We start from the raw sequence: 25,893 nt of genomic DNA, 5'->3' as shown, positions 1-25,893 counted from the left end.
GGCGGCGCGATTGCGATCGGTCACCCGATCGGCGCATCGGGTTGCCGGATTCTCGTCACGCTGCTGCACGAAATGCAGAAGCGCGACGCGAAGAAGGGTCTGGCGTCGCTGTGCATCGGCGGCGGCATGGGTGTCGCGCTGGCGGTGGAACGTCTGTAAGTCACTGGCAGGATTGGGAAGGGCCAGCGGACGGCACGGAGATCGTCGTCCGCATAACGAAAATGGAGTGAGGAATGGCGAAGCGCATAGCGTATGTAACCGGCGGGATGGGCGGCATCGGCACGAGTATCAGCCAGCGCCTGCTCAAGGACGGCTTCACGGTCGTCGTGGGCTGCGGCCCGAATTCGCCGCGCCGGGTGAAATGGCTCGAAGACCAGAAGGCGCTCGGCTTCGAATTCATCGCCTCGGAAGGCAACGTCGGCGACTGGGAATCGACCAAGAACGCGTTCGACAAGGTCAAGGCCGAAGTCGGCGAGGTCGATATCCTCGTGAACAACGCGGGCATCACGCGCGATGTCGTGTTCCGCAAGATGACGCACGAAGACTGGACCGCGGTCATCGATACCAACCTGACGAGCCTCTTCAACGTCACGAAACAGGTCATCGACGGCATGGTCGAGCGCGGCTTTGGCCGCATCATCAATATTTCGTCGGTGAACGGCCAGAAGGGGCAGTTCGGCCAGACGAACTACTCGACGGCGAAGGCCGGCATTCACGGCTTCACGATGGCGCTCGCGCAGGAAGTGGCGACCAAGGGCGTGACGGTCAACACGGTGTCGCCGGGCTATATCGGCACGGACATGGTGAAGGCGATCCGTCCGGAAGTGCTGGAGAAGATCGTCGCGACGATTCCGGTGCGGCGTCTCGGCACGCCTGACGAAATCGGTTCGATCTGCGCGTGGCTCGCGTCCGACGAATCGGGCTTCTCGACCGGCGCTGACTTCTCGCTGAACGGCGGCTTGCATATGGGCTGACGGGCGGCGGCTTCCCGCGCGCTGTTCAGCGTCGCGGGAAGCCGCCACTCGCCGGATTTATCAACGATGCGGCGAACATGCAGCAGCGCTTTTTTGCGACAACGCAAGACCTGCTTGCTGCGATCGCAGTAAAGTTTTGCGTTTAAAGGCGTTAAATGACCACCACTACTACTACAAAGAAAGCCGCCGAAAGACTCATCAAAAAATATCCAAACCGTCGGCTGTATGACACGGAGACGAGCACGTACATCACGTTGTCGGACGTGAAGCAACTCGTGCTCGATCAGGAAGATTTCAAGGTGCTGGACGCGAAGTCCAACGACGACCTCACGCGCAGCATCCTTCTGCAGATCATTCTCGAGGAAGAGAGCGGCGGCCTGCCGATGTTCTCGTCGGTGATGCTCTCGCAGATCATCCGCTTCTACGGCCACGCGATGCAGGGCATGATGGGCACGTACCTGGAAAAGAACATCCAGGCGTTCATCGACATCCAGCAGAAGCTGACGGAGCAGAGCAAGGGTATCTACGACGGTAACGCGCTCAATCCGGAAGTCTGGTCGCAGTTCATGAACATGCAGGCGCCGATGATGCAGGGCATGATGACGAGCTACATCGAGCAGTCGAAGAACATGTTCGTGCAGATGCAGGAGCAGATGCAGTCGCAGGCGAAGTCGATGTTCAATACGTTCCCGTTCCCGACGCCCACGCCGCCGTCGACGGAGAAGAAGTAGTCTTGGCGGGTGCGTTCGGCGCCCGCTCTGTGAGCGATGCGGGCGCGAGCGCGGCACCTCGCTCCAACTGCCCGCGTCGTTGCGCACGTGTGGCTGAGGGTGTTCAATTCCAAAGCGTCCAGCTTCGTACTCGACCTTTCGAGATTCACCGATATACCGTGCTTTAACTGCTTCCAGTCAGTCATATGCCGGAGATTGCTGTTCGCGATCACATATAATGTGCGTTTGATCCTTCAGCAAGCGGGTCGCGCGGCCAGCCTCGAGCCACGCTTCGGACCGCGTCTCGCCTCTAATCTATGTCTGATCTGGAATACGAGATTCCGGATTGCCCGCTTTGCGGCAGCTCGCAGCGCGACCGGCTGTATGGCGGGGAAACCGGCAATCCCTATGCAGTTTGCGCATGTGCGCAATGCGGCATGGCTTACCTTGCACCGCGCGCGACAGAGCAGCAAGTGCTCTCGCTCTATCAGGACGACAATTATTTTGGCGGCGAAGACGGCGAGGGTTACGAAAGTTACTCCGATCAGGAAGAGGCGCTGCGCCGCACATTCCGGCGTCTGCTGTCGTTTCTGAATAGCCGGGGCAAGACCGGTGGTTCGCTGCTGGAAGTCGGCTGCGGATTCGGCTATCTGCTCGACGAAGCGCGCCCATTCTTCGAACGTCGCTCCGGGACGGATTTCTCGCGCAATGCGGTCGAGAGCGCCCGCCGGTTTGCGGACCAGGTCTGGCTCGGCGGTGCGGACGCCGTTCCCGAAGACGAGCGCTTCGACTGCGTGATCGCGACGCACGTCATCGAGCATACCTACCATCCGAAGCAATTTCTCGATGCGCTGATCGGCAAGCTCAAGCCGGGCGGCACGCTTCTGCTCGCGGCTCCCGACTTCGGCAGTTTCTGGAGGCGGCTCATGGGCAACCGGTGGCCGTCGTTCAAATACCCCGAGCATGTGCTGTATTTCGACGAACGCACGCTGTCTCGACTGATGAAGGAACGCGGGCTCGAGGTGGTCGAGGAAGTGCCGTATCCGCACGCTTTCCCCTTGCCGTTGATCGCCGCGAAGTTCGGTCTCACGGTGCCTCAGGCGCTCAACCGCTACAACATGTGGCTGCCTGCCACGACGGTTGCCTGCATGGGTGTGCATCGTGTCTGACCGGTCCGAGAAAGCCTTGCTGTCGCTGGTGATTCCGCTTTATCGCGAAGCCAGCCATTTTGCCGAATCGCTGAAGGAAATCATCGCGGTCCTCAAGGACATTCCGATTCGCTACGAACTCGTGCTGATCGACGACGGCTCTCCCGACAACACCTGGGAAGTGATCGAGCAGCAATGCGCTCTGTTCGCCGAAGTCAAGGCCGCGCGACTGAGTCGCAACTTCGGCAAGGAAGCCGCGCTCGCGGCGGGTCTCGAACATGCGCGCGGCGATGCCGTAATCGTGATGGACGGCGATCTTCAGCATCCTCCGACGCTGATCCCCGAAATGGTCGCGAGCTGGCGTCAAGGCGCCGATGTCGTCGAGGCCGTCAAACGGGCGCGCGCGAAGGAGAGCATTTTCACCCGCATCAATAGCCGGGCGTTCTATGCGATTTTCTCCAGACTGACTGGCTTCGACTTGCGCGGCGCTTCCGATTACAAGCTGATGGATCGCCGCGTCGTCGAGGCATGGCGGGCGATGGGCGAACGCAATCTGTTTTTCCGCGGCATGAATGCGTGGCTCGGCTTCGAGCGCGCGCAGATTCGCTACGACGTGGACGAGCGGGCAGGCGGCGAGAGCGGCTGGTCGACCATGCAACTCATGCGTCTCGCCGTCACGGCCGTCGCTTCGTTTTCTTCCGCGCCGCTTTATCTGTTGATCGGCACCGGCCTCGGCTTCGCGGCTTTCGCTGTGATACTCGGCGCTCAGACGCTGTTTCGCAAATTGTCGGGGACGGCCGTCGATGGTTTCACGACCATCATCCTTCTGTTACTGATCCTCGGCTGCGCGTTGATGCTCGGCATGGGTTTGATCGGTGTGTATGTCGCGCGCATCTACGAGGAGGTGAAGCGAAGACCGCGCTATGTCATCGCGCAATGGAACGCCGAATGATAACCAGGCAATTCATCCGCTATCTGGTGGCGGGCGGGCTCGGCACGCTCGCCCATCTCGCGATTCTCGCGTGTTGTGTCGAATGGTTCGGCTGGCGTCCTGCGGCGGGGGCCGCGGCTGGCTTCAGCGCCGCCTTGCTCATTTCCTTCGCGCTCAATTACCGATGGACTTTTCAGTCGCAGCGATCGCATTTCGCGGGGCTCTGGCGTTATGTCATCGTGTCGCTGGGCGGCCTGGGGCTGAATACGGCGATGGTCTACAGCCTCGTCGAATACCTGCATTGCAACTATTTCAACGCGCAGCTTTATGTGATCGCTGTCGTCCCGGTGTGCAATTTCATCGTCAATCGCTACTGGACGTTCGATGCGACGAGGCGCGTCCCGGGCTAGTCTCGGTCGCATGCTTGTAAAGAAGGAGAGAGGCAGTTGGCAGTCGAACATGACATTGTCCGTTCGCGCGCACCGGATCCGGCACGCACTGAAAAGCGGGCGGCCTACGGCGTCGGTCGCTGGGAACTGCTCGCATCGGTAATCATCGCGGCGCTCGTCGCGCTTTACGCGTACGCCAATTTTCCCGCTCCCGTTCAGCGCGATGGCGCGCACTTCGTGTTCATGGCGAATAACATCGCGCATGGTCAGGCGCCTTACTGGGCGTCGTTCGAAACGAAGAATCCGCTCGTCGAGATCTACTGGAGCCCGATCCTGCTGCTTCTGGCTCGCGCGCTCGGGCTGGCGGGGGCCGCACGCGTGGCCGAGGCGCTATGGATCGGCGCTACAGGCTTGCTCCTGTTCGGCGTGATCGTGAGCGTGTCGCGCGACCACGCGGAGAGGATGAGCGCAGGCGGACGATCGCGTTCATTCGTTCTGGCGGGTCTCGCGGCGGCTTCGCTGTATGTCGTTCTGGCTTCCGATGTACGCGCAACGGACGATGGACTCAATATCGCGCTGTATCAGGCGTTGCCTGAACTGGCGCTGCTGGCCGCATTGACGCGCATGCCGGCGCGGCATTGGTTCGCCCATGGTCTGCTGATCGGCGTGCTCGTGTTTCTCGCGTGGTTCGTCAAGCAAACCTCGATTCTTCCCGCGGCGCTGCTGATCCTCTGCTGGATGGCGATCGTGCGGCGTCGCGCGCTGCTGCCATGGACGCTGGGGGCGGGTTGCGCGGCCGCGCTTTGCCTCGGCGGCTTCGCGCTCCATCTGATGCTCACCGGGACCCTGCACAATTATCTGTTCAGCACGATGTACTACCGTGCCGGCCTCTCGACGAGTCTCGTGACGGATGTTCTACAGAATGCGCAGCGATCCTTTCTGATTCCGTTGTGGAAGTTGAATCTGGCCCAGTTCCTGAGCGCACACCGCGTATGGACCGCAATCGCGATGATCGCGATGGTTCCATGGGCGTTCTCGTGGCTGCTCCGCACCCGTGAGCAAGCTTGGACGAGACGTCGGATTGCCTTGACGCTCGGCGTCGCGTGGATGATCGGCGCGTGGTTGCAGGCGGTCCTGGCGCTGACGTTCTTTCCGCACTATTTCCTTGCGTGCCTGGCTCCCGTCGCGTTCACGATGGGACTCTTGCTCGCCAATTCGTCCCCGCGAATTTCACTGTCCGGCTCCGCCGTTTCGATCCTTCTGACGGCAGCGCTCGTGTTCAGCTACTCGGGGATGAGAGCGGAGAATGAGTTAAAAAACCAGTGGGCGCCGATCAACCAGTCCACTCGCGAAGTGATGCAGTACATCAAGCCGCAGGACAAGGTGTTTTCCTGGAGCTGTCTGCCGCATGTTCTGCTGGCCCATGAAGCGCCGAGCGCTTATCCCCTCAACATGTGCTGGCCGTACATAGCGGTCGCGCTGCCGGAATCGACGCGCATGCAAATGCTCGCACAGACGCTGCGCACGCCGCCCGACGTCGTCGTGGCGATGCAGGAGCCGCTATCTGTCATCGAGGGAATGAAGAATTTTGCGATGTCCGAGGCGCTGCTTGAACGACTGACGGGACAGCACTACGTGCTGGTACATACCACGGCGCCGATATCGGGGCGCTATGGTTCTCCGGTGAGCGTCTTCAGGCGTCAATGAGCACGACGCGTCGCGTCGTCCGCTCACAGCCCGCCCACGGCGCGCTCCGGGTCCTGCGCCCACGCCGCGCCGAAATCCCCGCGATACGTGTACGACCCATGATGCGCGAGTCTGGAGCCCGCATCGACGAAGACCTTTCCGCCCAGGTCGCGCCAGCGGCGGCAGAACGCATAGTCCTCGGAAAGATAGCGTCCGGTCTCGTGCTCGACCATCACGTCGAAAAAGCGATGGCAGTAGCCATGCAGCGGGGAATCGGGCGGCGCGTCGGGAACGTATTGCAGTTCCGGCATCCGCGCGATCATCGTTTCGAGCACCGAGCGGCGGATGCACATGAAGCCCGTCGGCGCTTCGTCCACTTCCATGAAGCCGTCGCTATCGATCGCCACGCGCGCTCCATTGCGCGAATTCACCGGATAGCGCAGCGCGCGCGTCAGAAACTGCTCTTGCGTGAGGCCGGCGGGAATCTCGCCGGTCCAGTCGATGCGCTTCAACGGATAGACGCCCGCGACGACATCGCGGTCCGCCAGCAGCAGTCGCAGCGCCTGGTCGGGCGTGAAACCGATGTCGGCATCGATCCAGAAGAGATGCGTATGCTGTTTCTGCGCGAGAAAATGCGCGACGGCTTCATTGCGCGCGCGGGTGACGAGGCTTTCGCCGGAGCGGATGCGCATCGAGCCTTGCACGCCTAGACGCCAGAGTTCGTTGGTCAGCGTGAGCATGCTGTTGGCGTAGCCGGACGTCACCTGGCCGGAGTAGCAGGGGGTGATGAAAAGCGGGTTGAAGTCGCGAAGGGCGGAGGAGTCGAGCATCGGGCGATGACGTTGCGTGAGGGAATCGCGATGGTAGGGCTCGACTCGCGCGCGATTGTGAAGAAGTGTCCGAAGTGCTCATCGGCATCGGTTAGGCCGTGTAGTGAGTCCGCGGCAACGCTCCGGGGTAAAATGTCGGATTGGCCCAGTGCGCCCCGCAAAAACATCCTCCCCGTGAAAAATTCTTTAGATTCAACCGCCCGGACGACTCCCGCACCGAAAATCGGCATGGTGTCGCTCGGTTGCCCGAAAGCGCTCGTCGATTCCGAGCAGATCATCACCCAGTTGCGCGCCGAAGGTTACGAAATCTCCGGCACCTATGACGGCGCGGACCTCGTGGTCGTCAACACCTGCGGCTTCATCGACGAAGCCGTGCAGGAAAGCCTCGACGCGATCGGCGAGGCGTTGAGCGAAAACGGCAAGGTGATCGTCACGGGCTGCCTCGGCGCGAAAAAGAGCGCGAGCGGCACGGGCCTCATCGAGGAAGTGCATCCGAAAGTGCTCGCCGTGACCGGACCCCACGCGACCAACGAAGTGATGAACGCGGTGCACGCGCATCTGCCGAAGCCGCACGATCCGTTTGTCGATCTGGTGCCGCCCGCCGGCATCAAGCTCACGCCGCGCCATTACGCGTATCTCAAGATTTCCGAAGGCTGCAACCATCGCTGCACGTTCTGCATTATTCCGTCGATGCGCGGCGACCTCGTCTCGCGCCCCGTCGCCGAGGTGATGCTCGAAGCCGAAAATCTCTTCAAGTCCGGCGTGAAGGAACTGCTCGTGATCTCGCAGGACACGAGCGCCTACGGCGTCGACGTGAAATACCGCACCGGTTTCTGGAACGGCAAGCCGCTCAAGACGCGCATGACCGACCTCGTCGGCGCGCTCGGCGAACTCGCCGCGCAATACGGCGCGTGGGTGCGCCTGCATTACGTGTATCCGTATCCGAGCGTCGACGAAGTCATCCCGATGATGGCTGAAGGCCCGCTGCGCGGCCACGTGCTGCCGTATCTCGACGTGCCGTTCCAGCACGCGCATCCGGAAGTCCTCAGGCGCATGAAGCGCCCGGCCAACGCCGAAAAGGTGCTCGAACGCGTGAAGATCTGGCGCGAGATCTGCCCGGACCTGACCATCCGCAGCACGTTCATCGCAGGCTTTCCGGGCGAAACGGAAGAGCAGTTCCAGACGCTGCTCGATTTCATCGAGGAAGCGGATCTGGACCGCGTCGGCTGCTTCGCGTATTCGCCGGTCGAAGGCGCCACCGCGAACGAGCTCGACGGCGCGCTGCCCGACGAAGTGCGCGAGGAACGCCGCGCGCGCTTCATGGAACTCGCGGAAGCGCTGTCGGCAAAACGCATGAAGAAGAAGGTCGGCAAGACGCTGAAGGTGCTCGTCGACGAAGTGAGCACGGACGGCGGCATCGGCCGCACGGCGGCGGATGCGCCGGAAATCGACGGCGTGGTCTACATCGCGCCGGCAACCAAGGCATCGAAGCGCTACAAGGCCGGCGACTTCGTCTCGGTGAAAATCACCGGCGCCGATGGCCACGATCTCTGGGGCGAGGTCTAACGTATGCCGCAGACTCCGCAAGTGCTTGCGCTCGGCGAGGCCATGGTCGAGTTCAACCAGTCGACGCGCGATCAGCCGAACTATCTGCAAGGCTTCGGCGGCGACGTTTCCAACTTCCTGATCGCGGCGTCGCGACAGGGCGCGTCGACGGGCTTCGTGTCCGCGGTCGGCAACGATCATTTCGGGCAGTTGCTGCTCGATCTGTGGCGCGCGGAAAACGTCGATACTTCCACGGTGCGCGTGGATCACGACGCGCCCACGGGCGTCTATTTCGTGTCGCACGGCGAGAACGGGCATCGCTTCGACTATCTGCGCGCGGGTTCGGCGGCGAGCCGTTACGCGCCGTCGCATCTGCCGCTCGATGCGATCGCGGCAGCCAAGGTCGTGCATCTGTCGGGCATCAGCCTCGCGATCGGCGTGTCGGCGTGCGACGCCGCGTTCGCCGCGATCGATCACGCGCGCACGCACGGCGTGAAAGTCAGCTTCGATACCAACCTGCGCCTGAAGCTGTGGCCGCTCGCGCGCGCCCGCGCGGTGATGCTCGAAGCCATCCGCTCGACGGATATCTGCCTGCCGAGCTGGGACGACGTGACGCTGCTCACCGGCCACGAAGACAAGGACGCGATCGTCGACGCACTTTTGAATCTCGGCCCGAAGGTCGTCGCACTCAAGCTCGGCCGCGAAGGCGCGTATATCGCGACGCCGGACGAGCGGCGCGTCGTGCCGGGCCGCGTCGTGCAGGCGGTCGATGCCACCGGCGCGGGCGACTGCTTCGGCGGCGCGTTCATCGCGCGCATCGTCGCGGGCGACGATCCTTTCGCGGCGGCGCGTTACGCGAACGTCGCGGCGGCCTTGTCGACGCAGGGCTTCGGCGCCGTCGCGCCGATTCCGGACCAGGCCACCGTCGAGCGCGCGCTCGCCGAATAACCCTTCCATGATCTGACGAACACAACTGACGGAGACGGCAACATGCAACGTGAAGTGGTGGTGGTGAGCGGCGTGCGCACGGCAATCGGCGATTTCGGCGGCGCGCTGAAGGACTTCAGCCCGACCGATCTCGGCGCGCGTGTCGTGCGCGAAGCGCTTTCGCGCGCGAACGTCGCGGGCGACGAAGTCGGCCATGTCGTGTTCGGCAGCGTCGTGCATACCGAGCCGCGCGACATGTATCTCGCGCGCGTCGCGGCGCTCGAAGGCGGCGTGACGCAGCACGCGCCCGCGCTCACCGTGAATCGCCTGTGCGGCTCGGGCCTTCAGGCGATCGTCTCGGCGTCGCAATCGATCCTGCTCGGCGATGCCGATGTCGCCATCGGCGGCGGCGCGGAAAACATGAGCCGCGCGGCGTACATCATGCCCGCCGCGCGCTTCGGCCAGCGCATGGGCGACACGCGCATCGTCGACATGATGGTCGGCGCGCTGAACGATCCGTTCGACAAAATCCACATGGGCGTGACGGCCGAAAACGTCGCGCAGAAGTTCGGCATTACGCGCGAGATGCAGGACGCGCTCGCGCTCGAATCGCACCGGCGCGCGGCGAAGGCGATCGAAGCCGGCTACTTCAAGGAGCAGATCCTGCCGATCACGCTCGCCTCGAAGAAGGGCGACACCGTGTTCGAACGCGACGAGCACGTGCGCATGAACGCGACCGCCGAAGACTTCTCCAAGCTCAAGCCCGTCTTCGTGAAGGAAAACGGCACGGTGACGGCGGGCAATGCGTCGGGCATCAACGACGCGGCGGCGGCTGTCGTGCTCATGGAGCGGTCCGTCGCGGAAAAGCGCGGCGCGAAACCGCTCGCGCGCCTCGTTGCCTACGCGCATGCGGGCGTCGATCCGAAGATCATGGGCATCGGCCCGGTTCCCGCGACGCAGAAGGTGCTGGAGCGCGCGGGCCTGACCGTCGCCGATATCGACGTGATCGAGGCGAACGAGGCGTTTGCCGCGCAGGCGTGCGCCGTGTCGCAGGAACTGAAGCTCGATCCCGCGAAGGTCAACCCGAACGGCTCGGGCATTTCGCTCGGCCACCCGATCGGCGCGACCGGCGCGCTCATCACCGTGAAGGCGCTGTACGAGCTGCAGCGCATCGGCGGGCGTTACGCGCTCGTGACGATGTGCATCGGCGGCGGGCAGGGCATCGCGGCGATCTTCGAGCGCATTTGAAGGACTGAAGGATGATGCAAAGCTTGAAAGGGCCGCGTCTTGTCGCGGCCTCGACGATCTCGATCGCGCTGTGCGCGCTCGTGGGCTGCAGTTCGCCGATGCCTTCGGGTTCGACCGGCGTGCTGCCGCGCGATCAGCGCGAGCCCGCGGGCGCCGACGTGCACGGCGCGCAGGCCGCCATCAAGGAACTCGCGCTGCCGCCGCAAAAGCCGCTCACGCCGAATCCGGAATACGCGCGGTTTCCGCGTTACGTCGGCACGCTCGGCAACCGGCAGATCGAGATGAAGCTCGGCGCGAAAACCGACGAGCCGTCCGGCGTGCACGGCGAGTACACGTTCGCCGGCAGCCCGGCCGTGATTCTCGTCGCGGGCGATCGCGACGGTGACACGCTCGAGATCGAGGAATCGAGCGACGGCACGCATATCACGGGCAACTGGGTCGGCAAGTTCGCGGCGGACGGCAGCGTGTCGGGCGAGCGCATGGACCCGGACGATTCGAACGCGCAGCCGTTCGACCTGCGTCCGGCCGTCGCCGGCAAAACCTTGCCGCCGATGGGCGCGGCCAAGGGGCCCGCCGCGCCGTCGCTGGAACCCGCGCCGCCTGCGCCGCCGAAGAATGCCGTGGGCGGCACGAGCAACGTCATCATCGGCGAATGACGCGCCTTCTTCGCGCCGCCGGGTGATTTCCGGCGGCGGTCTCTTCGTTTTCCGCTTTGTTTTCCGTTTTGCATCCAGACCATGACTGATTCCAGCAACAACGCACGCGATCTGCAAACCCGCATCGTGCAGCCCGAGGATCGCATCACGCCCGGCTTCGAGTCGTTCTCGGTGCCGGTCGCGCGCGCCTCGACCGTGGTGTTCCCCGATCTCGCCACGATGCGCTCGCTCGTCTGGAGCGATGATTCCAAATGGCGCTACGGTCTGCACGGCACGCCGACGACCATCGCGCTCGCGCAGCGCCTCGCCGCGATCGAAGGCGGCGAGCACGCGTTGCTGCAACCGTCGGGGCTCGCGGCGATTTCCAACGTCTACTTCGCGCTGGTGAAGGCGGGCGATCACGTGCTCGTTCCCGACAACGCGTATTCACCGAACCGCGACCACGCTGACTGGCTGGCCGCCGATTTCGGGCTCGAAGTGACCTACTACGACCCGATGACAGGCGCGGGCATCGCCGATTCGATCCGTCCGAACACGAAGCTCATCTGGCTCGAAGCGCCCGGTTCGGTGACGATGGAAGTACAGGACGTACCGGCGATCGTCGCCGTGGCGCGCGCGAAGGGCATCGTCACCGCGATCGACAACACGTTTTCGGCGGGCCTCGCGTTCAAGCCGTTCGAGCATGGCGTCGATATCTCCGTGCAGGCGCTGACGAAATATCAGTCTGGCGGCAGCGACCTGTTGATGGGCGCGACCATCACGCGCGATATCGAGCTGCACAAGAAGCTGAAGCGCGCGCGCATGAGAATGGGCATCGGCGTATCGGCGGACGACGCGTCGCTCGTGCTGCGCAGTCTGCCGTCGATGAAGACGCGCTACGAAGCACACGATCGCACCGCGTTCGCGCTCGCGCAGTGGCTGAAGGCGCGCCCGGAAGTCGCAGCCGTGCTGCATCCGGCGCTGGAGGATTGTCCGGGGCACGCGTTCTATACGCGTGATTTCAAGGGCGGCGCGGGTGGTTTGTTCTCGATCGTGTTCGACGGCCGTTACACGTCCGCGCAGGTCGATGCTTTCGTCGAAGCGCTCGATCTGTTTGCGATCGGCTGGAGCTGGGGCGGCGCGCACAGCCTTGCGATGCCGTACAACATTCGCTCGATGCGTACGGCTTCGCAATGGCCGCACGAAGGGGTGCTGGTACGGTTTTATATCGGGCTGGAAGCGGAAGCGGACTTGCGCGCGGATCTGGAAGCCGCGCTTGGCAAGGCGCTCGGCTGAATGACGAACGGCGCCGCGCAGGCGCCGTTCCAGCATCGATCAAAACAGCCGCAACAACCCATCGAGCCCGACGAAGTTGAACGCGACACTCGCCGATTGCCTCACGACCGGCTTCGCGCGAAATGCCACCGACAACCCGGCTTCGGCCATCATCTTCAGATCGTTCGAGCCGTCGCCCATGGCGATAGCGCGTTTCGGATCGATGCCGATCTTCGCGCATGTCTCGACCAGCGTGCGCGCCTTCTCCTCCGCGTTCACGATGTCCCCGACGACCTTCCCGGTCAGCTTGCCATCGACGATTTCGAGCGTGTTCGCGCGCGCGTAGTCGAGCCCGAGGCGCGCCTTCAGACGCTCGGTGAAGAACGTAAACCCGCCCGACACGAGCAGCGTCTTCAGTCCCGCGGCGCGCGCGCCTTCGAGCATGCGTTCCGCGCCCGGCGAAAGCCTGAGGCGCTCCTCGTAGACGCGTTCCAGCGCGCTCGCGTCGAGACCCTTCAGCAGCGCGACCCGGCGCGTGAGGCTCTCGTTGAAGTCCTTGATCTCGCCGCGCATCGACGCTTCCGTGATCGCCGCGACCTCGGCCTTCAGCCCGCAAAAGTCCGCGATCTCGTCGATGCATTCGATCGTGATGAGGGTCGAGTCCATGTCCATCGCGACGAGGCCGAAATCGGCGAGCTTCGCGTCCGGCGCGATGTAGGCGTAATCGAGCGCATGCGCGCCGCAATACGCGTCAATATCGGGGCGCTGGAGCGGATCGGCGTCGAGCAGGCGCAGCAGCGTGTCGTCGGCGCGCCGGGTCTCGCGCGAGCGGGCGAGCGCAGCCAGCGGCCGCAGATGCGAATCGGAAATCGGGGCGAGACTTTGAATGACGAGGTTCATCGGAGGCGGCAGCGCGTGAAGGCGAAACCGCCATTGTAAAGAACCTTCAGCGCTGCACGCGCGCCGGATCGACGTCCCAGTAGGGCGGCTCGCCGAAGCGCGCGCTCAGAAAGTCGATGAACGCGAGCGTTTTCGGGGGCACGAACGCGCGGCTCGGATACACGGCCCAGATCGCCACGGTCTGCGCGAGCGGATAATCGTCGAGCACGGTGACGAGTTCGCCGCTCGCCAGCAGCGGCGCGACGCTCCAAGTCGATTTCAGCCCGATGCCGATGCCCGCCGCGAGCGCATCGCGGATCACTTCGCCGTTGTCCGTGACGAGCCGCCCCGACACGCGCACGTCGATCACGCCGGTCGGCGTCTCGAAACTCCAGTCGCGCTGATCGGCGAGGATCACGCACTCGTGCTCGACGAGATCGGCGGGATGGCGCGGCGTGCCGTGCGCGGCGAGATATTCGGGCGATGCGCACAGCACACGCCGGTTGCTCGCGAGTTTTCTGGCGATCAGCGTCGAGTCCTTCAGCGCGCCGATGCGGATCGCGAGGTCGATGCCTTCATCGACGAGATCGACGATCTGATCGGTCATGCGCAACTCCACGCTCACGCCGGGATACGCGCGCAAAAACGCGGGAATCAGCGGCGAAATGTGCTGGCGGCCGAGTGACGAGGGCATCGTCACGCGCAGGCGCCCATGCGGATGTTCGCGCGCACGCCCGACCGACGCCCGCGCGGCTTCCGCGGCATCGAGCAGTTCGCGCGCGTGCGCCGCGAAAATCTCGCCTTCCTGCGTGACGGACACGCGCCGCGTCGTGCGATGCAAAAGCCGCGTGCCGAGCATGCGCTCAAGCGCCGCGATGCGCGCGCTCGCCACCGCCGGCGACAACCCGAAATCGCGCGCCGCCGACGACAGATTCGCCAGCGCCGCCGCGCGCATGAAAAGTCCGACATCGAGCAGATCGAGCCGCTCGCGCGGTGCGCCTTCCGCCGAAAGATCGCTCGCCATTCGATGGAATTCCCGAAAAATGTTTCAGCGATTATGACGGTTTTCGAGAGGCCGGACGCGCATTAAGATCGAAGCAAATCCACCTTCGACGGAGCAAAAACATGAAAGCCATCGGTCTGACGCGCTATCTCCCGATTTCCCATCCCGAATCGCTCATCGACATCGAACTCGACAAACCCACGCCCACCGGCCGCGACCTGCTCGTGAAAATCGAGGCGATCGCCGTCAATCCCGTCGATACGAAAGTGCGCGCGCCGAAGGACAAGATCGAGGAAACCCCGCGCGTGCTCGGCTGGGACGCGGCGGGCGTGGTGGCTGCCGTCGGTCCCGAGGCGACGCTCTTCAAGGTCGGCGACCCGGTCTACTACGCGGGCGACATCACGCGGCAAGGCGCGAACAGCGAGTTCCATCTGATCGACGAACGGATCGTCGGCGCGAAGCCAAAAACGCTCGATTTCACCTGCGCGGCGGCGCTGCCGCTCACCACCATCACCGCGTGGGAAGCGTTATTCGACCGGCTGCGCGTGTCGGCGGAAGGCAAGGACGCGGGCAAGTCGGTGCTGATCATCGGCGGGGCGGGCGGGGTAGGTTCGATCGGCATTCAACTCGCCAAGCGCGTCGCGAAGCTCCAGGTGATCGCCACGGCGTCGCGGCCGGAGTCGGCGCAATGGGCCGAGGACCTCGGCGCGGATCACATCGTCAATCACTTCGAAGACATTCCGAAGCAGATGAAGGACATCGGCTTTCCGCAAGTCGATTACGTGCTGATCTTCAACGACACCGACAGGCATTTTCCCGCCGCCGCCGAAGTCGTCAAGCCGCAAGGCGGGATCGCGACGATCGTCGAGAACGCGAAGCCGATCGCGGTCGAATTGCTGAAATCGAAGAGCGCGGCGTTTCACTGGGAGTTCATGTTCACGCGCGCGATGTTCAAGACGCCCGACATGATCGAGCAGCACAAGCTGCTTTCCGAAGTGGCGCGGCTGATCGACGCAGGCACGATCCGCACGACGCTCGGCAAGAATCTCGGCAGGATCGATGCGGCGAATCTGCGCGAGGCGCATCGCCTGCTGGAAGAAGGGCGCACGGTCGGCAAGCTGGTGCTGACCGGTTTCTGAGCGCGCGTTGACGAACGTCATCGGGATCGCGCCGCACGCGGGTTTTCCACTAGGATGGCCCGGCATGCGGAGCGCTAGACTGGATCGGCCCTGCAGTACGCTGGCGCTTCGCCGCGCCGGCCTTTCCTAAAAGCGCTCGATACGGAGGTGGCGGCATGAATCGTCGTTTGATCGTTCGTCGCATCGTTTCCGTCGCCGCGCTCGCGATGTTCGCCGCGACCGCCCAGGCGACGCCAGGCATCAAGGTTCTCTCCGAAGCGCCCAATGACGGCCCCATCAAGTACACGGTCAAGATGGCGTCGAAGAATTTCGGCAACGAGCAGGAAACGCGCACCATACGCTCGGGCCAGACCGATGACTTCACCTGGCAGGGCACCGCCGCGAGCGGTGCGCAGGCGGTGCCGGACGGCTGTCCGCAGGCCGCGTCGGTGCCCAAGAGTGCGGACGGACAGGCGGTTCGGCAGGTGCAGATCCGCTTCGCGCCAATGGTCGGCGACAACGGTTCGGCGAACGTCCAGATCAGCTTTCGCGCCTATGCGCCGAAGGGCACCAGCAAGGTGACCGTGGGCGGAAAGAGCCTTCAGTGTCCAGTCGATAACCGCTTTAGTCAGATCGTCCGTTTCACGATGCCGACTTCGACCGGCTCGAAGAAAACCGTCACGCTCGACGACGGCACGCAACTGACCGTCACGGCGAATCGAAAATAAGCGTCAGAGACGCGCCGGTTTATTCCGGCGCGTTTTTTCGAAGCTTCGTTCGCAACTAACCGTCTTTTTTCGCGAGCGCCTTTAATTCGGCTACCGTGCCACGTCTCGTCAGTAAAGCTTACAGATGTGTGGCCACGTCTTGCCAGACATCCGCGCGTGTCTTCAGACGCGGCGCGCATGGCCACGTCCAATCACGCTTGGCACGCTTCGTGCGATTCCCTCCGATACCGCGCCGCAACCGCATGCGCGCAAACAACGCTTCGAAGGTGCCGCGATGCCGCACATGATCTGGAAAGGCGCGATCAGCTTCGGGCTGGTCCACGTGCCCGTGCAACTCTATCCGGCGACGCAGTCGGAGAAGGTCGGCTTCAATCTGCTCGACAAGCGCTCGATGGACCCGATCGGCTACAAGCAGATCAACAAGAGCACGGGCAAGGAGGTCACGCGCGAGAACATCGTGCGCGGCTTCGAATACGAGAAGGGCAAGTACGTGGTGATGTCCGACGCCGAGATTCGCGCGGCCAATCCCGAATCGACGCAGACGGTCGACATTCTCGCTTTCGTCGACGCGCCCGAAATCTCGTTCCTGTCGCTCGACACGCCTTATTACCTTGCGCCGGATCGCAAGGGCGAGAAGGTCTACGCGTTGTTGCGCGACGCGCTGAAGGATACGGGCAAGGTCGGCATTGCCAGCGTCGTGCTGCACAACAAGCAGCATCTGGCGGCGCTGATTCCCGTCGGTCCCGCGCTCGCGCTCAACACGTTGCGCTGGGGCGACGAAGTACGCGACTTCAGCGAATTCAAGTTTCCCGACGAGGACACCAAGAAGGCCGGCGTCACGCCGAAAGAGCTGGGAATGGCGAAGCGTCTCATCGAAGACATGAGCGACACCTGGGACCCCGCCAAATATCACGACACCTTCCGGGACGACATCATGGCGCTCGTCGAGAAGAAGGTGAAGGATGGCAAGGTCGCCGAAGTGACGAAGATCGAAGAAGGCGGCGAGCGCAAGCCGTCCGCCGAAATTCTCGATCTTTCGGAACTGCTCAAGCGCAGTCTGAAGACGGGCGGCACGGCGAAGCGCGCTGGCAAGGCCGCGCAGTCGAAGGAAGAGGACGAAGCGCCCGCGCGCCCGGCGCGCAAGGCGGCCGCACGCCGCAAGCGCGCATGAGCGTCTGACATCACGGCTATATGGCGATGGCTGAGAAACTCGAAACCTATCAGCGCAAACGCAGCTTCGACAAGACGCCGGAACCGTCCGGCGCTGCCGCGAAGCGCAGCGCGCGCGTGAAGAAGTCCGCGCAGCGCGCGTTGTCGTTCGTGATCCAGGAACACGACGCGCGCCGCCTGCATTACGACTTCCGTCTCGAACTCGATGGCACGCTCAAATCATGGGCGGTGCCGAAAGGCCCGAGCCTCGATCCATCGGTGAAGCGGCTTGCGGTTCATGTCGAGGATCATCCGCTGGATTACGGTTCGTTCGAGGGCGAGATTCCCGAAGGCAACTACGGCGCGGGCAGCGTCATCGTGTGGGATCGCGGGACGTGGGCGCCGCAGTCGGGCAGCGTCGACGAGGCCGCGCGCGAGTACGAGAAAGGCAAGCTCAAGTTCACGCTCGACGGCGAAAAGCTGCATGGCGGCTGGACGCTCGTGAAGAGCCACATGCGCGGCAGCGGCGACAAGGAGCAGTGGTTGCTCATCAAGGAACGCGACGACGACGCGCGGCCCGAGACCGAATACGACATCCTCTTGAAGAAACCGGGCAGCGTGCTGTCGACATCGCTCGGCGCGCGCGACAAGAGCGGTGCCGTGCGCGGGCGGACCGAGCGCAAGGCAAGCGCGAAAAAAGCGCCAGCGCGCAAGACGGTCAGCACGACAGGCAATGGACACGCGCATCCGGACATCGTCGCGAATCGGAGCGCCGAGTCGTTGCGCACCTTGTCGCATGAACCGGCGATCGAAGGCGCGCGCAAGGCGAAGCTGCCCGCGACGTTCGAGCCGCAGCTCGCGACGCTCGTCGATACCGCGCCGCCTGGCAACGACTGGGCCTACGAAATCAAGTTCGACGGGTATCGCGTGCTCGTGCGCATCGAAACGATCAAGGGCAAGCGCGCGATTCGCATTCTTACGCGCAACGGCAATGACTGGACCGCGAAGTTTTCGAAGCAGGTGAAGGCGCTGGAGCGGCTCGACATCGAAAGCGGCTGGCTCGACGGCGAAGCCGTGGTGCTCGACCATCGCGGCCTGCCCGATTTTCAGGCGCTGCAGAACGCATTCGACGCGGGACGGCCGCAGGACATCGTCGTGTATTTCTTCGACGTGCCGTATCTGAACGGCTACGACCTGCGCCATGTGCCGCTCGTGCAACGTCGCGCGATCCTGAAGGCGCTCATCGAACCCGTCGACGATCCGGTGCTGCGCTATTCGCAGGACTTCGCCTTTCACGCCGAGGCGTTGCTCAAGAGCGCCTGCGACATGGCGCTGGAAGGGATCATCGGCAAGCGTATCGACAGTACCTATGTGTCGGGGCGCAGCAAGGCGTGGATCAAGCTCAAGTGCAGGCGCCGCCAGGAGTTCGTGATCGGCGGCTATTCGGAGCCGGCGGGCAGCCGCGCGCAATTCGGCGCGCTGCTGCTCGGCGTCTACGACGCGCACGGCAAGCTGCAGTACGCGGGACGCGTGGGCAGTGGTTTCGACCACGCGACGCTCGTCGCGGTGAAGAAGGAACTCGACCGCCGTGAGACGCAACGCATGCCGTTTGCGAGCGAACCGCAGGAACGCAGCCGCACGCCCGTGCATTGGGTCAGGCCCGAACTCGTGGCCGAGTGCAATTTCGCGGAATGGACCAAGGAGCGCATCGTGCGACAAGCCTCGTTCGTCAGTCTGCGCGACGATAAACCCGCGCGTCAGATCGTGAAGGAAGTGCCGGCATCGGCGAAGAAGGTGGCGTCGAAGACCACGGCGAAGAAGGCGGCTGCGAAGAAGGCGGCTTCGGCGGAAGTCGAAGGCGTGAAGATCAGTCATCCTGAGCGTGTGGTCGACAAATCGTCAGGCTGCTCCAAACTCGATGTCGTCGAATATTACGCGTCGGTCGCAGAGTGGATGCTGCCGCATCTGAAAGACCGGCCGGTGTCGCTCGTGCGCGCGCCGGAAGATATCGGCGGCGAGCTGTTCTTTCAGAAGCACAGCGCGAAGCTCGCGATTCCGCACATCAAGCAGCATCCCGATATCGATCCGGGACATCCCGCGCTGCTGACGATCGAATCGGCGCAGGCGCTCGTCGGCACCGCGCAGATGGGCACGATCGAATTGCATACGTGGAACGCGGTGGCGTCGAACATCGAGAAGCCGGATCGCATGGTGTTCGATCTCGATCCGGGCGAGGGCGTCGGCTGGGAACGCATGCTCGAAGCGGCGAAGCTCACGAAGGAACTGCTCGCCGAACTGGGCCTCACGTCGTTCTGCAAGACGAGCGGCGGCAAGGGCTTTCATGTGGTCGTGCCGCTCGCGAAGCAGGCGGGTTGGGACGACATGAAGGACTTCTCGCAGGCGGTCGCGCAGCACATGGCGAGCACGCTGCCCAAGCTCTTCTCCGCAAAGATGGGCATGCAGAACCGCAAGGGCAAGATCTTCGTCGACTATCTGCGCAACAACCGCGGGTCGAGCACGGTTGCGGCGTTTTCGCTGCGTGCGCGTCCGGGGCTCGGCGCATCGATGCCGATCTCGTGGGACGAACTCGACGACGTGAAAAGCGGCGATCAATGGCATATCGGCAACGTGGGCGAGCGGCTCGACGCATTGAAGCGCGATCCGTGGACGGGCTACGACAAGGCGCGTCAACGGCTCACGGCGGCGATGAAGAAGCGGCTCGGCATGAACGGCTCGCGCAAGTGAGCGGTCACACAGGTCACGCAATTCACACAGGGAGACGATCATGAAGCAGGCCAGCACCAGTCCGAAGAGCGCGCCCGAGCGCGCGGGAAAGCAGCACGACGATGCCTCGAACGCGCCGCTGCCGCACGAGGCGGATCAGAACGTCGAATCGCAGCGGGAACATGAAGCGCGCGATGTCGGCAAGCAGGCGCATGAGGATATCGAGCGCGGTCTCGTGGATACCGACAAGCCGTTACGAGGATTTCCTCCGGGGCAAGGCGAAGGCGACGACGCTGAACCGGTGAAGCGGTGAACCGAACGGTGAAAATAGCAGCGCGCGGGCCGCTTGCGTAGAATGAGTCGTTGATTCATGAGCGGTCCGGGGATCAACGTTTGCCGCGTTTTTTCTACCGATGCACGCGCTGCACGACGCACGCGAACCGGTAAGCGCTTCCGATGCCCGCGTCCTTTGCCCGCCTCGCGGCCCGAAGCCAATACAACGGAACATGCCACTCGACCTTCTGTCGCGTTTGAAGAATGAAACCGCCGCGTGTCACGCGCGGCTGGAGAATGCGCTCGACCTGATGCGCGACGATCTGCAGCGCGACGAGTACATCGCGCTGCTCGAACGCTTTCAAGGCTACGTCGCGCCCTGGGAAGACGCGGCGGGCGCGTGCATGCCCGCAGCACTGAAAGGCTTCTTCGATGCGCGCCGCAAGGCGCCGCTCCTCGCCGCCGATCTCGCCGCGCTGACTGGCGAACAGCGGACGGGCGATTGCGTGCAGCAGGCCGATCCGCGCAACGACCTGCCGCGCATGCATAACGTCGCCGAAGCGTTCGGCTCGATGTACGTGATGGAAGGCAGCACGCTCGGCGGACGCTTCATCGCGCCGCACGTGGCGCAGCGTCTCGATCTGACGCCCGGTATCGGCAATGCCTATTTCGATGGTTATGGCCCGCGCACGGGCAGCATGTGGAACGCGTTTCGCGAGACCGCGGCGGCATCGGTGCCGCCGCTTCATCATGACGATGCGGTGAAAGCAGCCATCGCGACGTTCGAAAGCCTGCACGCGTGGCTGTGCCCTGAAGCCGCCGATCTCGCGACATCGCAACCGGTGCAGGGAGCGGCTACATGAGCGAATCCGCGAGCCAGCCACCCATCGGCGCGCGGGCTTTGCACGAAGCATCGCAAGGTCCGCCCGATGCCGAAGCGCGCCGGCGCACGCTCAGCTCGGGCGTCGCGAGCAAGGACTGCGACGCCGAGCCGATCCACGTTCCCGGCGGCATCCAGCCGCATGGCTTTCTCCTCGTGCTCGACGACCATCTTCGCATCGTGCAGGCGAGCGAAAACCTGGCGTCGCTGACCAATTCGAGCGTCGAAGCGTTGCTCGGCGCCTCGCTCGATGCCGTGCTCGGCGAAGCGGGCGCGCAACGCATCGCGCAGGCGGCGGCCACGTCCGCGCTCGAAGACGCGCCGCTCTACATCGGCGCGGTCGAGGTCGCGCCGGCGACGCGCTTCGACGTCACGCTGCATCGTCATGACGGCATGCTGATCGTGGAGATGGAAGGCGCGGCCGCGACGGGCGACGCGTTCGCATCGATGTATCCGCTCGTGCGCACGTTCGCGCGCGGGCTTCAGGACGCGGCGAGCGTGCAGGCGCTCGCGGAACTCGCGGTGCGCGAAGTGCGCGCGATCACGGGCTTCGGCCGCGTGATGCTCTACAGCTTCGACGAAGAAGGGCGCAGTCATGTGCTCGCGGAAGACCGCGATGAAGGTTACGCGTCGTTCCTGCATCAGTTCTTTCCCGCGTCCGACATTCCGCGCCAGGCGCGCGCGCTGTATCTGAAGAACCGTATCCGTCTCGTCGCCGATGTGAACTACCGGCCCGCGCGTCTCGTGCCGAACCTGAACCCCGCGACGAACCGTCCGACCGATCTCACCTACGCGACGCTGCGCAGCTTCTCGCCCGTGCATCTGGAATACATGCGCAACATGGGCACGCATGCGTCGATGTCGGTGTCGATCATCGTACGCGGCAAGCTGTGGGGACTCGTGTCCTGCCACGATCACGACGCGCGCATCGTGCCGTTCAGCACGCGCGTGGCGGTCGAGCATCTCGGACACATGCTGTCCTTGCAGATCGAGGCGAAGGAAGAGCGCGAGGAAGGCGAGTATCTGGCGGCGCTGCGCCGCACGATGGGACGCCTGATCTCGGCGATGGGCGAGCACGACAACTTCGTCGGCGGCTTGCAGTCGGTGCCGAAGGACGTATTGAGCTTCGCGCGTTCGGCGGGCGCGGCGATCGTGTTCGACGACCGGGTCACGCTGCTCGGCTCGACGCCCGACGAGGACACCGTGCGCGCGCTCACGCACTGGCTCGCGGAGCACACCTCCGGCGTGTGGGCCACAGACTCGCTCGCGCGCGACTGGCCGCCCGCGCAGGCGCACCAGGACAAGGCCTGCGGCGTGCTCGCGGTGCCGGTCTCGCAGATCTTTCGCAACTACCTGCTCTGGTTCCGGCCCGAACTGATGCAGACGATCAAATGGGCGGGCGAGCCGGTCAAGATCGAAGACGCCGATGGCGCGAGCGCGCCGCGCACGAACTTTTCGCCGTGGCTCGAAACGGTGCGCGGACATTCCGCGATGTGGCGTCAGGGCGAACTCGAAATCGCCAGCGAATTGCGTGGCGCGTTGCTCAACATCGTGCTGCGCCGTGCCGAAGAACGCGCTGAACTCGCAACCGAACTCACGCGCGCGAACAAGGAACTGGAAGCGTTCTCTTATTCGGTATCGCATGACCTGCGCGCGCCGCTGCGCCATATCGCGGGTTATGGCGATCTGCTGCGCGAGCAGGAAGGCGAGCGCATGTCGGACAAGAGCCGGCGCTTTCTGAACAACATGCTGGATTCGGCGCGCTTCGCGGGCACGCTCGTCGATGATCTGCTGACCTTCTCGCAGATGGGCCGCGCGGCGCTCAGGCCCGCGCCGGTGGATCTCGGCCAGCTCGTGCGCGGCGTCGTGCAGGAGTTCGAGGCGGAAGGCTCGGAGCGGCGCATCGAATGGGTGATCGGCGAGTTGCCGCGCGTGACCGGCGACGCCACGTTCCTGCAACTCGCGCTGCGCAACCTCGTTTCGAATGCGGTGAAATATACGAGAACGCGGGAATCGGCGAAAATCGAGATATTCGCTACCCGAAGCGCCGATGAATACGTGATCGGCGTGCGCGACAACGGCGTCGGCTTCGACATGAAATATGGCGCGAAGCTGTTCGGCGTGTTTCAACGGCTGCATCGTGCGGAAGAGTTCGAAGGCACCGGCATCGGACTCGCCAACGTGCGGCGCATCGTCGAGCGTCACGATGGACGCACGTGGGCGGAAGGGCGGCTGGGAGAGGGCGCGGTATTCTATTTTTCCCTGCCGGTCGTGTTCCGCAGCGCCAGCGTCACGCCGGGGGCGTCAGCCACAAAGCCAAAAAGAGACCATGCTTAAACCGATACTGCTCGTCGAAGACAATCCGAACGACCTCGAACTCACGCTTGTCGCGCTCGGCAAGAGCCAGCTTGCGAACGAAGTGATCGTGGCGCGCGACGGTCAGGAAGCCATCGACTATCTCACTTGCGAAGGCGAATGGAAGGAGCGCGCGCCCGGCAATCCGGCCGTGATCCTGCTCGACCTGAAACTGCCGAAGATCGACGGTCTCGAAGTCCTCGACATGATCCGCTCGAATGCATCGTTGAAGAGTGTTCCGGTGGTCATGCTCACGTCCTCGCGCGAAGAACAGGATCTCGTGCGCAGCTATGAACTCGGCGTCAACGCCTACGTGGTGAAGCCGGTGGAATTCGCGGAGTTCGTCGAGGCGATCAGCGATCTCGGCGTGTTCTGGGCCGTGCTCAACGAACCGCCGCCAGGCTCGACGCGTTTTCGTCGCCCGCCGCCCGCGCAATGACCGCTGCGCCCATGTTCGCGAACTCGCCCAGTCCGATGCCCGCCCAAGCGTCCTTCGAAGAGGACGCCTAGATCATGCAGCCCCTGCATCTGCTTCTCGTCGAAGACAACGCACTCGATGCGGAGCTGACCATCGCCCAACTCGAGCGCGCGGATTACGCGGTCGATGCCGCGATCGTGTACGACGCCGCGACCTTCATCGCCGAGCTGGAGAAAAAGCGTTTCGACGTGATCCTCGCCGACTTCGTGATGCCGACGTTTTCGGGCATCGAGGCGCTCACGATCGCGAGCGAGCGCGCGCCGGACACGCCGTTCATCTTCGTGTCGGGCCTGCTCGGCGAAGAGCACGCCGTCGACATGCTCAAGCGCGGCGCGACCGACTACGTGCTGAAGCAGCGTTTGCAACGCCTGCCCGCCGTCGTGCGCCGCGCGATGCGCGAGAGCGCGGAGCGCGCGCAGCGCATCGCGGTCGAGCGGGCGTTGCGCGAGACGGAGACGCACTTCCGCCTGCTCATCGATGCGCTGAAGGACTACGCCGTCATCACGCTCGACCCGGAAGGGCGCATCCGCACATGGAACGCGGCGTCCGAGCGGATTCTCGGTTTTCCGGCGCAGGACGTGCTGGGCCAGTCCGCCAGCATCTTCTATGCGCAGGAAGACCGCGAAGCGGGCGTGTTCGAGGCCGAACTCGCGACGGCGCGGCGCGAAGGCAGCGCGAGCGACGACCGCTGGCTCTGGCGCAAGGACGGCCATTCGTTTTTCGCCTCGGGCGTGACCACCGCGATCCGCAGCGAGCACGACGAGCTGATCGGCTTTTCGAAGATCGTGCGCGACGCAACCGATGCCCACATGGCCGCCGACGCGCTGCGCCTCGCCAAGGATCAGGCGGAATCGGCGAACCGCGCGAAGGACCATTTTCTGGCGGTGCTGTCGCATGAATTGCGCACGCCGCTCACGCCCATTCTCGCGGCCGTGCGTTTGCTGGAGATGAAGCACTCGCTGCCGCGCGAGGCGCATCCGACGCTCGATCTCATCCGCCGCAACGTCGAGCTCGAAGCGCGGCTGATCGACGATCTGCTCGACCTCACGAGCATCGCGCGCGGCAAGCTGTCGCTCAATTTCGCGAGTGTCGCGCTCGATACCTTGCTGACGAGCGCACTCGACATGTCCGAGGCCGATCTGCGCGCGAAGGGCCTGACGCTCGACACGCGTTTCGACGCGGCGCAATTCGTCGTGCTCGGCGATGCCGCTCGCCTGCAGCAGATCGTCTGGAACCTGATGAAGAACGCGGTGAAGTTCACGCCGGCGGGCGGGCGCATCGACGTGCGGACGTGGAACCCGGACCCGATGACGATCGCCGTGTCGGTGACGGACAGCGGCATCGGCATCAGTGTGGAAGCGCTGCCGCGCATTTTCTCGGCGTTCGAACAGGCCGACGATTCCATCACGCGCTCGTTCGGCGGCCTGGGCCTCGGCCTCGCGATCGCCAGCACGCTGGCGCAGAAACATGGCGGCACGCTCTCGGCCCATAGCGAGGGCCGCGATATGGGCGCGCGTTTTACGCTCACGCTGCCGCTCGCGAGATTGCAGCCCGCGCACGCGGATGAGCCACGCGTCGAGGCCGCGCGCGCGGAGCAGGGATGCGCGCTGAAAGTGCTGCTGGTGGAGGACAACGAGCAGACTTCGTCGGCGATGGCCGAAGTGCTCGAAATGCTCGGCCACGACGTGACGGTTGCCGTAACGGTCGGAGAAGCGCTGGAGCGCGCCAAGGACGGGCCGTTCGATCTGCTCGTGAGCGATATCGGCCTGCCGGACGGCAGTGGGCTGGATATTGCGCGGGCGTGGCAGACCTTGCAGCCCGACAAGCCTTCGGTCGCGATCACGGGTTACGGCATGGACGAGGACATTCGCCGTTGCCGCGAAGCAGGATTTCGCGATCATCTGACCAAGCCGGTGAATTTCTCGCGGCTCGAAGCGCTGATTCAATCGCTCGCGGAACAGCCTTCGAAATAAGCTATCGCACGCGCTCGTCCAAAAAATTTGACAGT

The 25,893-nt window shown here is 64.0% G+C and carries 23 protein-coding genes and 1 pseudogene; 21 read left to right on the top strand and 3 right to left on the bottom strand.

Annotated features, from left to right (window positions below):
- The 7 genes and pseudogenes from AWB80_RS35160 to AWB80_RS35130 form a co-directional block, all read left to right on the top strand.
- Nucleotides 1-159: pseudogene (locus AWB80_RS35160) on the top strand (acetyl-CoA C-acetyltransferase); the annotation flags it as partial.
- 74 nt (nt 160-233) lie between these two features.
- A complete protein-coding gene (locus tag AWB80_RS35155; protein ID WP_061179253.1) occupies nt 234-974 on the top strand; it encodes a 3-ketoacyl-ACP reductase in 741 nt (246 codons plus the stop codon).
- Nucleotides 975-1,129: 155 nt separating this feature from the next.
- Complete coding sequence (phaR, locus tag AWB80_RS35150; RefSeq protein ID WP_061179252.1) at nt 1,130-1,705, top strand: polyhydroxyalkanoate synthesis repressor PhaR; 576 nt, start codon at nt 1,130-1,132, stop codon at nt 1,703-1,705.
- Between the two features lie 296 nt (nt 1,706-2,001).
- Complete coding sequence (locus AWB80_RS35145; protein ID WP_061179251.1) at nt 2,002-2,853, top strand: class I SAM-dependent methyltransferase; 852 nt, start codon at nt 2,002-2,004, stop codon at nt 2,851-2,853.
- The gene (locus tag AWB80_RS35140) at nt 2,846-3,784 is read left to right on the top strand and encodes a glycosyltransferase family 2 protein (protein ID WP_244206895.1); all 939 of its coding nucleotides are present in this window, start codon (nt 2,846-2,848) and stop codon (nt 3,782-3,784) included. Before AWB80_RS35145 ends, AWB80_RS35140 begins: the two co-directional genes overlap by 8 nt.
- Nucleotides 3,781-4,173, top strand: coding sequence for a GtrA family protein (locus AWB80_RS35135; protein WP_061179249.1), 393 nt, complete (start codon nt 3,781-3,783; stop codon nt 4,171-4,173). Before AWB80_RS35140 ends, AWB80_RS35135 begins: the two co-directional genes overlap by 4 nt.
- 36 nt (nt 4,174-4,209) lie before the next feature.
- On the top strand, nt 4,210-5,859 hold the full coding sequence (locus AWB80_RS35130) for a hypothetical protein (RefSeq protein ID WP_061179248.1): 1,650 nt from the start codon (nt 4,210-4,212) through the stop codon (nt 5,857-5,859).
- A 23-nt stretch (nt 5,860-5,882) separates the two neighbouring features.
- Here AWB80_RS35130 and AWB80_RS35125 read toward each other — a convergent pair whose 3' ends face one another.
- Nucleotides 5,883-6,668 (bottom strand): hypothetical protein, encoded by a 786-nt coding sequence (locus AWB80_RS35125; RefSeq protein WP_061179247.1) that lies wholly within the window; start codon nt 6,666-6,668, stop codon nt 5,883-5,885.
- Nucleotides 6,669-6,896: 228 nt separating this feature from the next.
- Between AWB80_RS35125 and rimO the strand changes: the two genes are divergently transcribed.
- The 5 genes from rimO to AWB80_RS35100 all read left to right on the top strand — a co-directional run bounded on the left by rimO (nt 6,897) and on the right by AWB80_RS35100 (nt 12,319).
- Entirely contained in the window at nt 6,897-8,234 is a 1,338-nt protein-coding gene (gene rimO / locus AWB80_RS35120) for a 30S ribosomal protein S12 methylthiotransferase RimO (protein ID WP_061179246.1), read from the top strand.
- A 3-nt stretch (nt 8,235-8,237) separates the two neighbouring features.
- Nucleotides 8,238-9,161, top strand: coding sequence for a sugar kinase (locus AWB80_RS35115; protein WP_061179245.1), 924 nt, complete (start codon nt 8,238-8,240; stop codon nt 9,159-9,161).
- Nucleotides 9,162-9,203: 42 nt separating this feature from the next.
- The gene (gene bktB, locus AWB80_RS35110; protein WP_061179244.1) at nt 9,204-10,388 is read left to right on the top strand and encodes a beta-ketothiolase BktB; all 1,185 of its coding nucleotides are present in this window, start codon (nt 9,204-9,206) and stop codon (nt 10,386-10,388) included.
- Between the two features lie 11 nt (nt 10,389-10,399).
- A complete protein-coding gene (locus AWB80_RS35105) occupies nt 10,400-11,044 on the top strand; it encodes a hypothetical protein (RefSeq protein WP_061179243.1) in 645 nt (214 codons plus the stop codon).
- A gap of 81 nt (nt 11,045-11,125) precedes the next feature.
- The gene (locus AWB80_RS35100) at nt 11,126-12,319 is read left to right on the top strand and encodes a cystathionine beta-lyase (RefSeq protein ID WP_061179242.1); all 1,194 of its coding nucleotides are present in this window, start codon (nt 11,126-11,128) and stop codon (nt 12,317-12,319) included.
- A gap of 39 nt (nt 12,320-12,358) precedes the next feature.
- Here AWB80_RS35100 and serB read toward each other — a convergent pair whose 3' ends face one another.
- Together serB and AWB80_RS35090 are read right to left on the bottom strand one after the other, a co-directional pair.
- Nucleotides 12,359-13,198, bottom strand: coding sequence for a phosphoserine phosphatase SerB (serB, locus tag AWB80_RS35095; protein ID WP_061179241.1), 840 nt, complete (start codon nt 13,196-13,198; stop codon nt 12,359-12,361).
- A gap of 46 nt (nt 13,199-13,244) precedes the next feature.
- Complete coding sequence (locus AWB80_RS35090) at nt 13,245-14,201, bottom strand: LysR family transcriptional regulator (protein WP_061179240.1); 957 nt, start codon at nt 14,199-14,201, stop codon at nt 13,245-13,247.
- Between the two features lie 101 nt (nt 14,202-14,302).
- Between AWB80_RS35090 and AWB80_RS35085 the strand changes: the two genes are divergently transcribed.
- The 9 genes from AWB80_RS35085 (at nt 14,303) to AWB80_RS35045 (ending at nt 25,858) form a co-directional block, all read left to right on the top strand.
- Entirely contained in the window at nt 14,303-15,319 is a 1,017-nt protein-coding gene (locus tag AWB80_RS35085) for a zinc-binding alcohol dehydrogenase family protein (protein ID WP_061179239.1), read from the top strand.
- 155 nt (nt 15,320-15,474) lie between these two features.
- Nucleotides 15,475-16,026, top strand: a complete 552-nt coding sequence (locus tag AWB80_RS35080; protein ID WP_061179238.1) for a DUF6013 family protein — start codon at nt 15,475-15,477, stop codon at nt 16,024-16,026.
- Nucleotides 16,027-16,300: 274 nt separating this feature from the next.
- Nucleotides 16,301-17,197 carry a non-homologous end joining protein Ku gene (gene ku / locus AWB80_RS35075; RefSeq protein WP_061179261.1) on the top strand — a complete coding sequence of 299 codons (897 nt, stop codon included), beginning with the start codon at nt 16,301-16,303 and terminating at the stop codon, nt 17,195-17,197.
- A 26-nt stretch (nt 17,198-17,223) separates the two neighbouring features.
- Entirely contained in the window at nt 17,224-19,920 is a 2,697-nt protein-coding gene (ligD, locus tag AWB80_RS35070; RefSeq protein WP_061179260.1) for a DNA ligase D, read from the top strand.
- A 40-nt stretch (nt 19,921-19,960) separates the two neighbouring features.
- Entirely contained in the window at nt 19,961-20,212 is a 252-nt protein-coding gene (locus AWB80_RS35065) for a hypothetical protein (protein ID WP_061179237.1), read from the top strand.
- 193 nt (nt 20,213-20,405) lie between these two features.
- On the top strand, nt 20,406-21,035 hold the full coding sequence (locus tag AWB80_RS35060; RefSeq protein WP_061179236.1) for a biliverdin-producing heme oxygenase: 630 nt from the start codon (nt 20,406-20,408) through the stop codon (nt 21,033-21,035).
- A complete protein-coding gene (locus AWB80_RS35055; protein WP_061179235.1) occupies nt 21,032-23,389 on the top strand; it encodes an ATP-binding protein in 2,358 nt (785 codons plus the stop codon). The genes AWB80_RS35060 and AWB80_RS35055 overlap by 4 nt, the downstream gene beginning before the upstream one ends.
- Complete coding sequence (locus tag AWB80_RS35050; protein ID WP_061179234.1) at nt 23,382-23,846, top strand: response regulator; 465 nt, start codon at nt 23,382-23,384, stop codon at nt 23,844-23,846. The genes AWB80_RS35055 and AWB80_RS35050 overlap by 8 nt, the downstream gene beginning before the upstream one ends.
- 74 nt (nt 23,847-23,920) lie before the next feature.
- Nucleotides 23,921-25,858 carry a hybrid sensor histidine kinase/response regulator gene (locus AWB80_RS35045; RefSeq protein ID WP_061179233.1) on the top strand — a complete coding sequence of 646 codons (1,938 nt, stop codon included), beginning with the start codon at nt 23,921-23,923 and terminating at the stop codon, nt 25,856-25,858.
- Nucleotides 25,859-25,893 lie beyond the last annotated feature (35 nt).

The sequence above is a fragment of the Caballeronia pedi genome, from assembly GCF_001544915.2.
GTDB classification, from domain to species: Bacteria; Pseudomonadota; Gammaproteobacteria; order Burkholderiales; family Burkholderiaceae; genus Caballeronia; species Caballeronia pedi.
The sequence above is the reverse complement of the archived record's forward strand: the minus strand, read 5'-3'. Positions and strand labels throughout refer to the sequence as shown.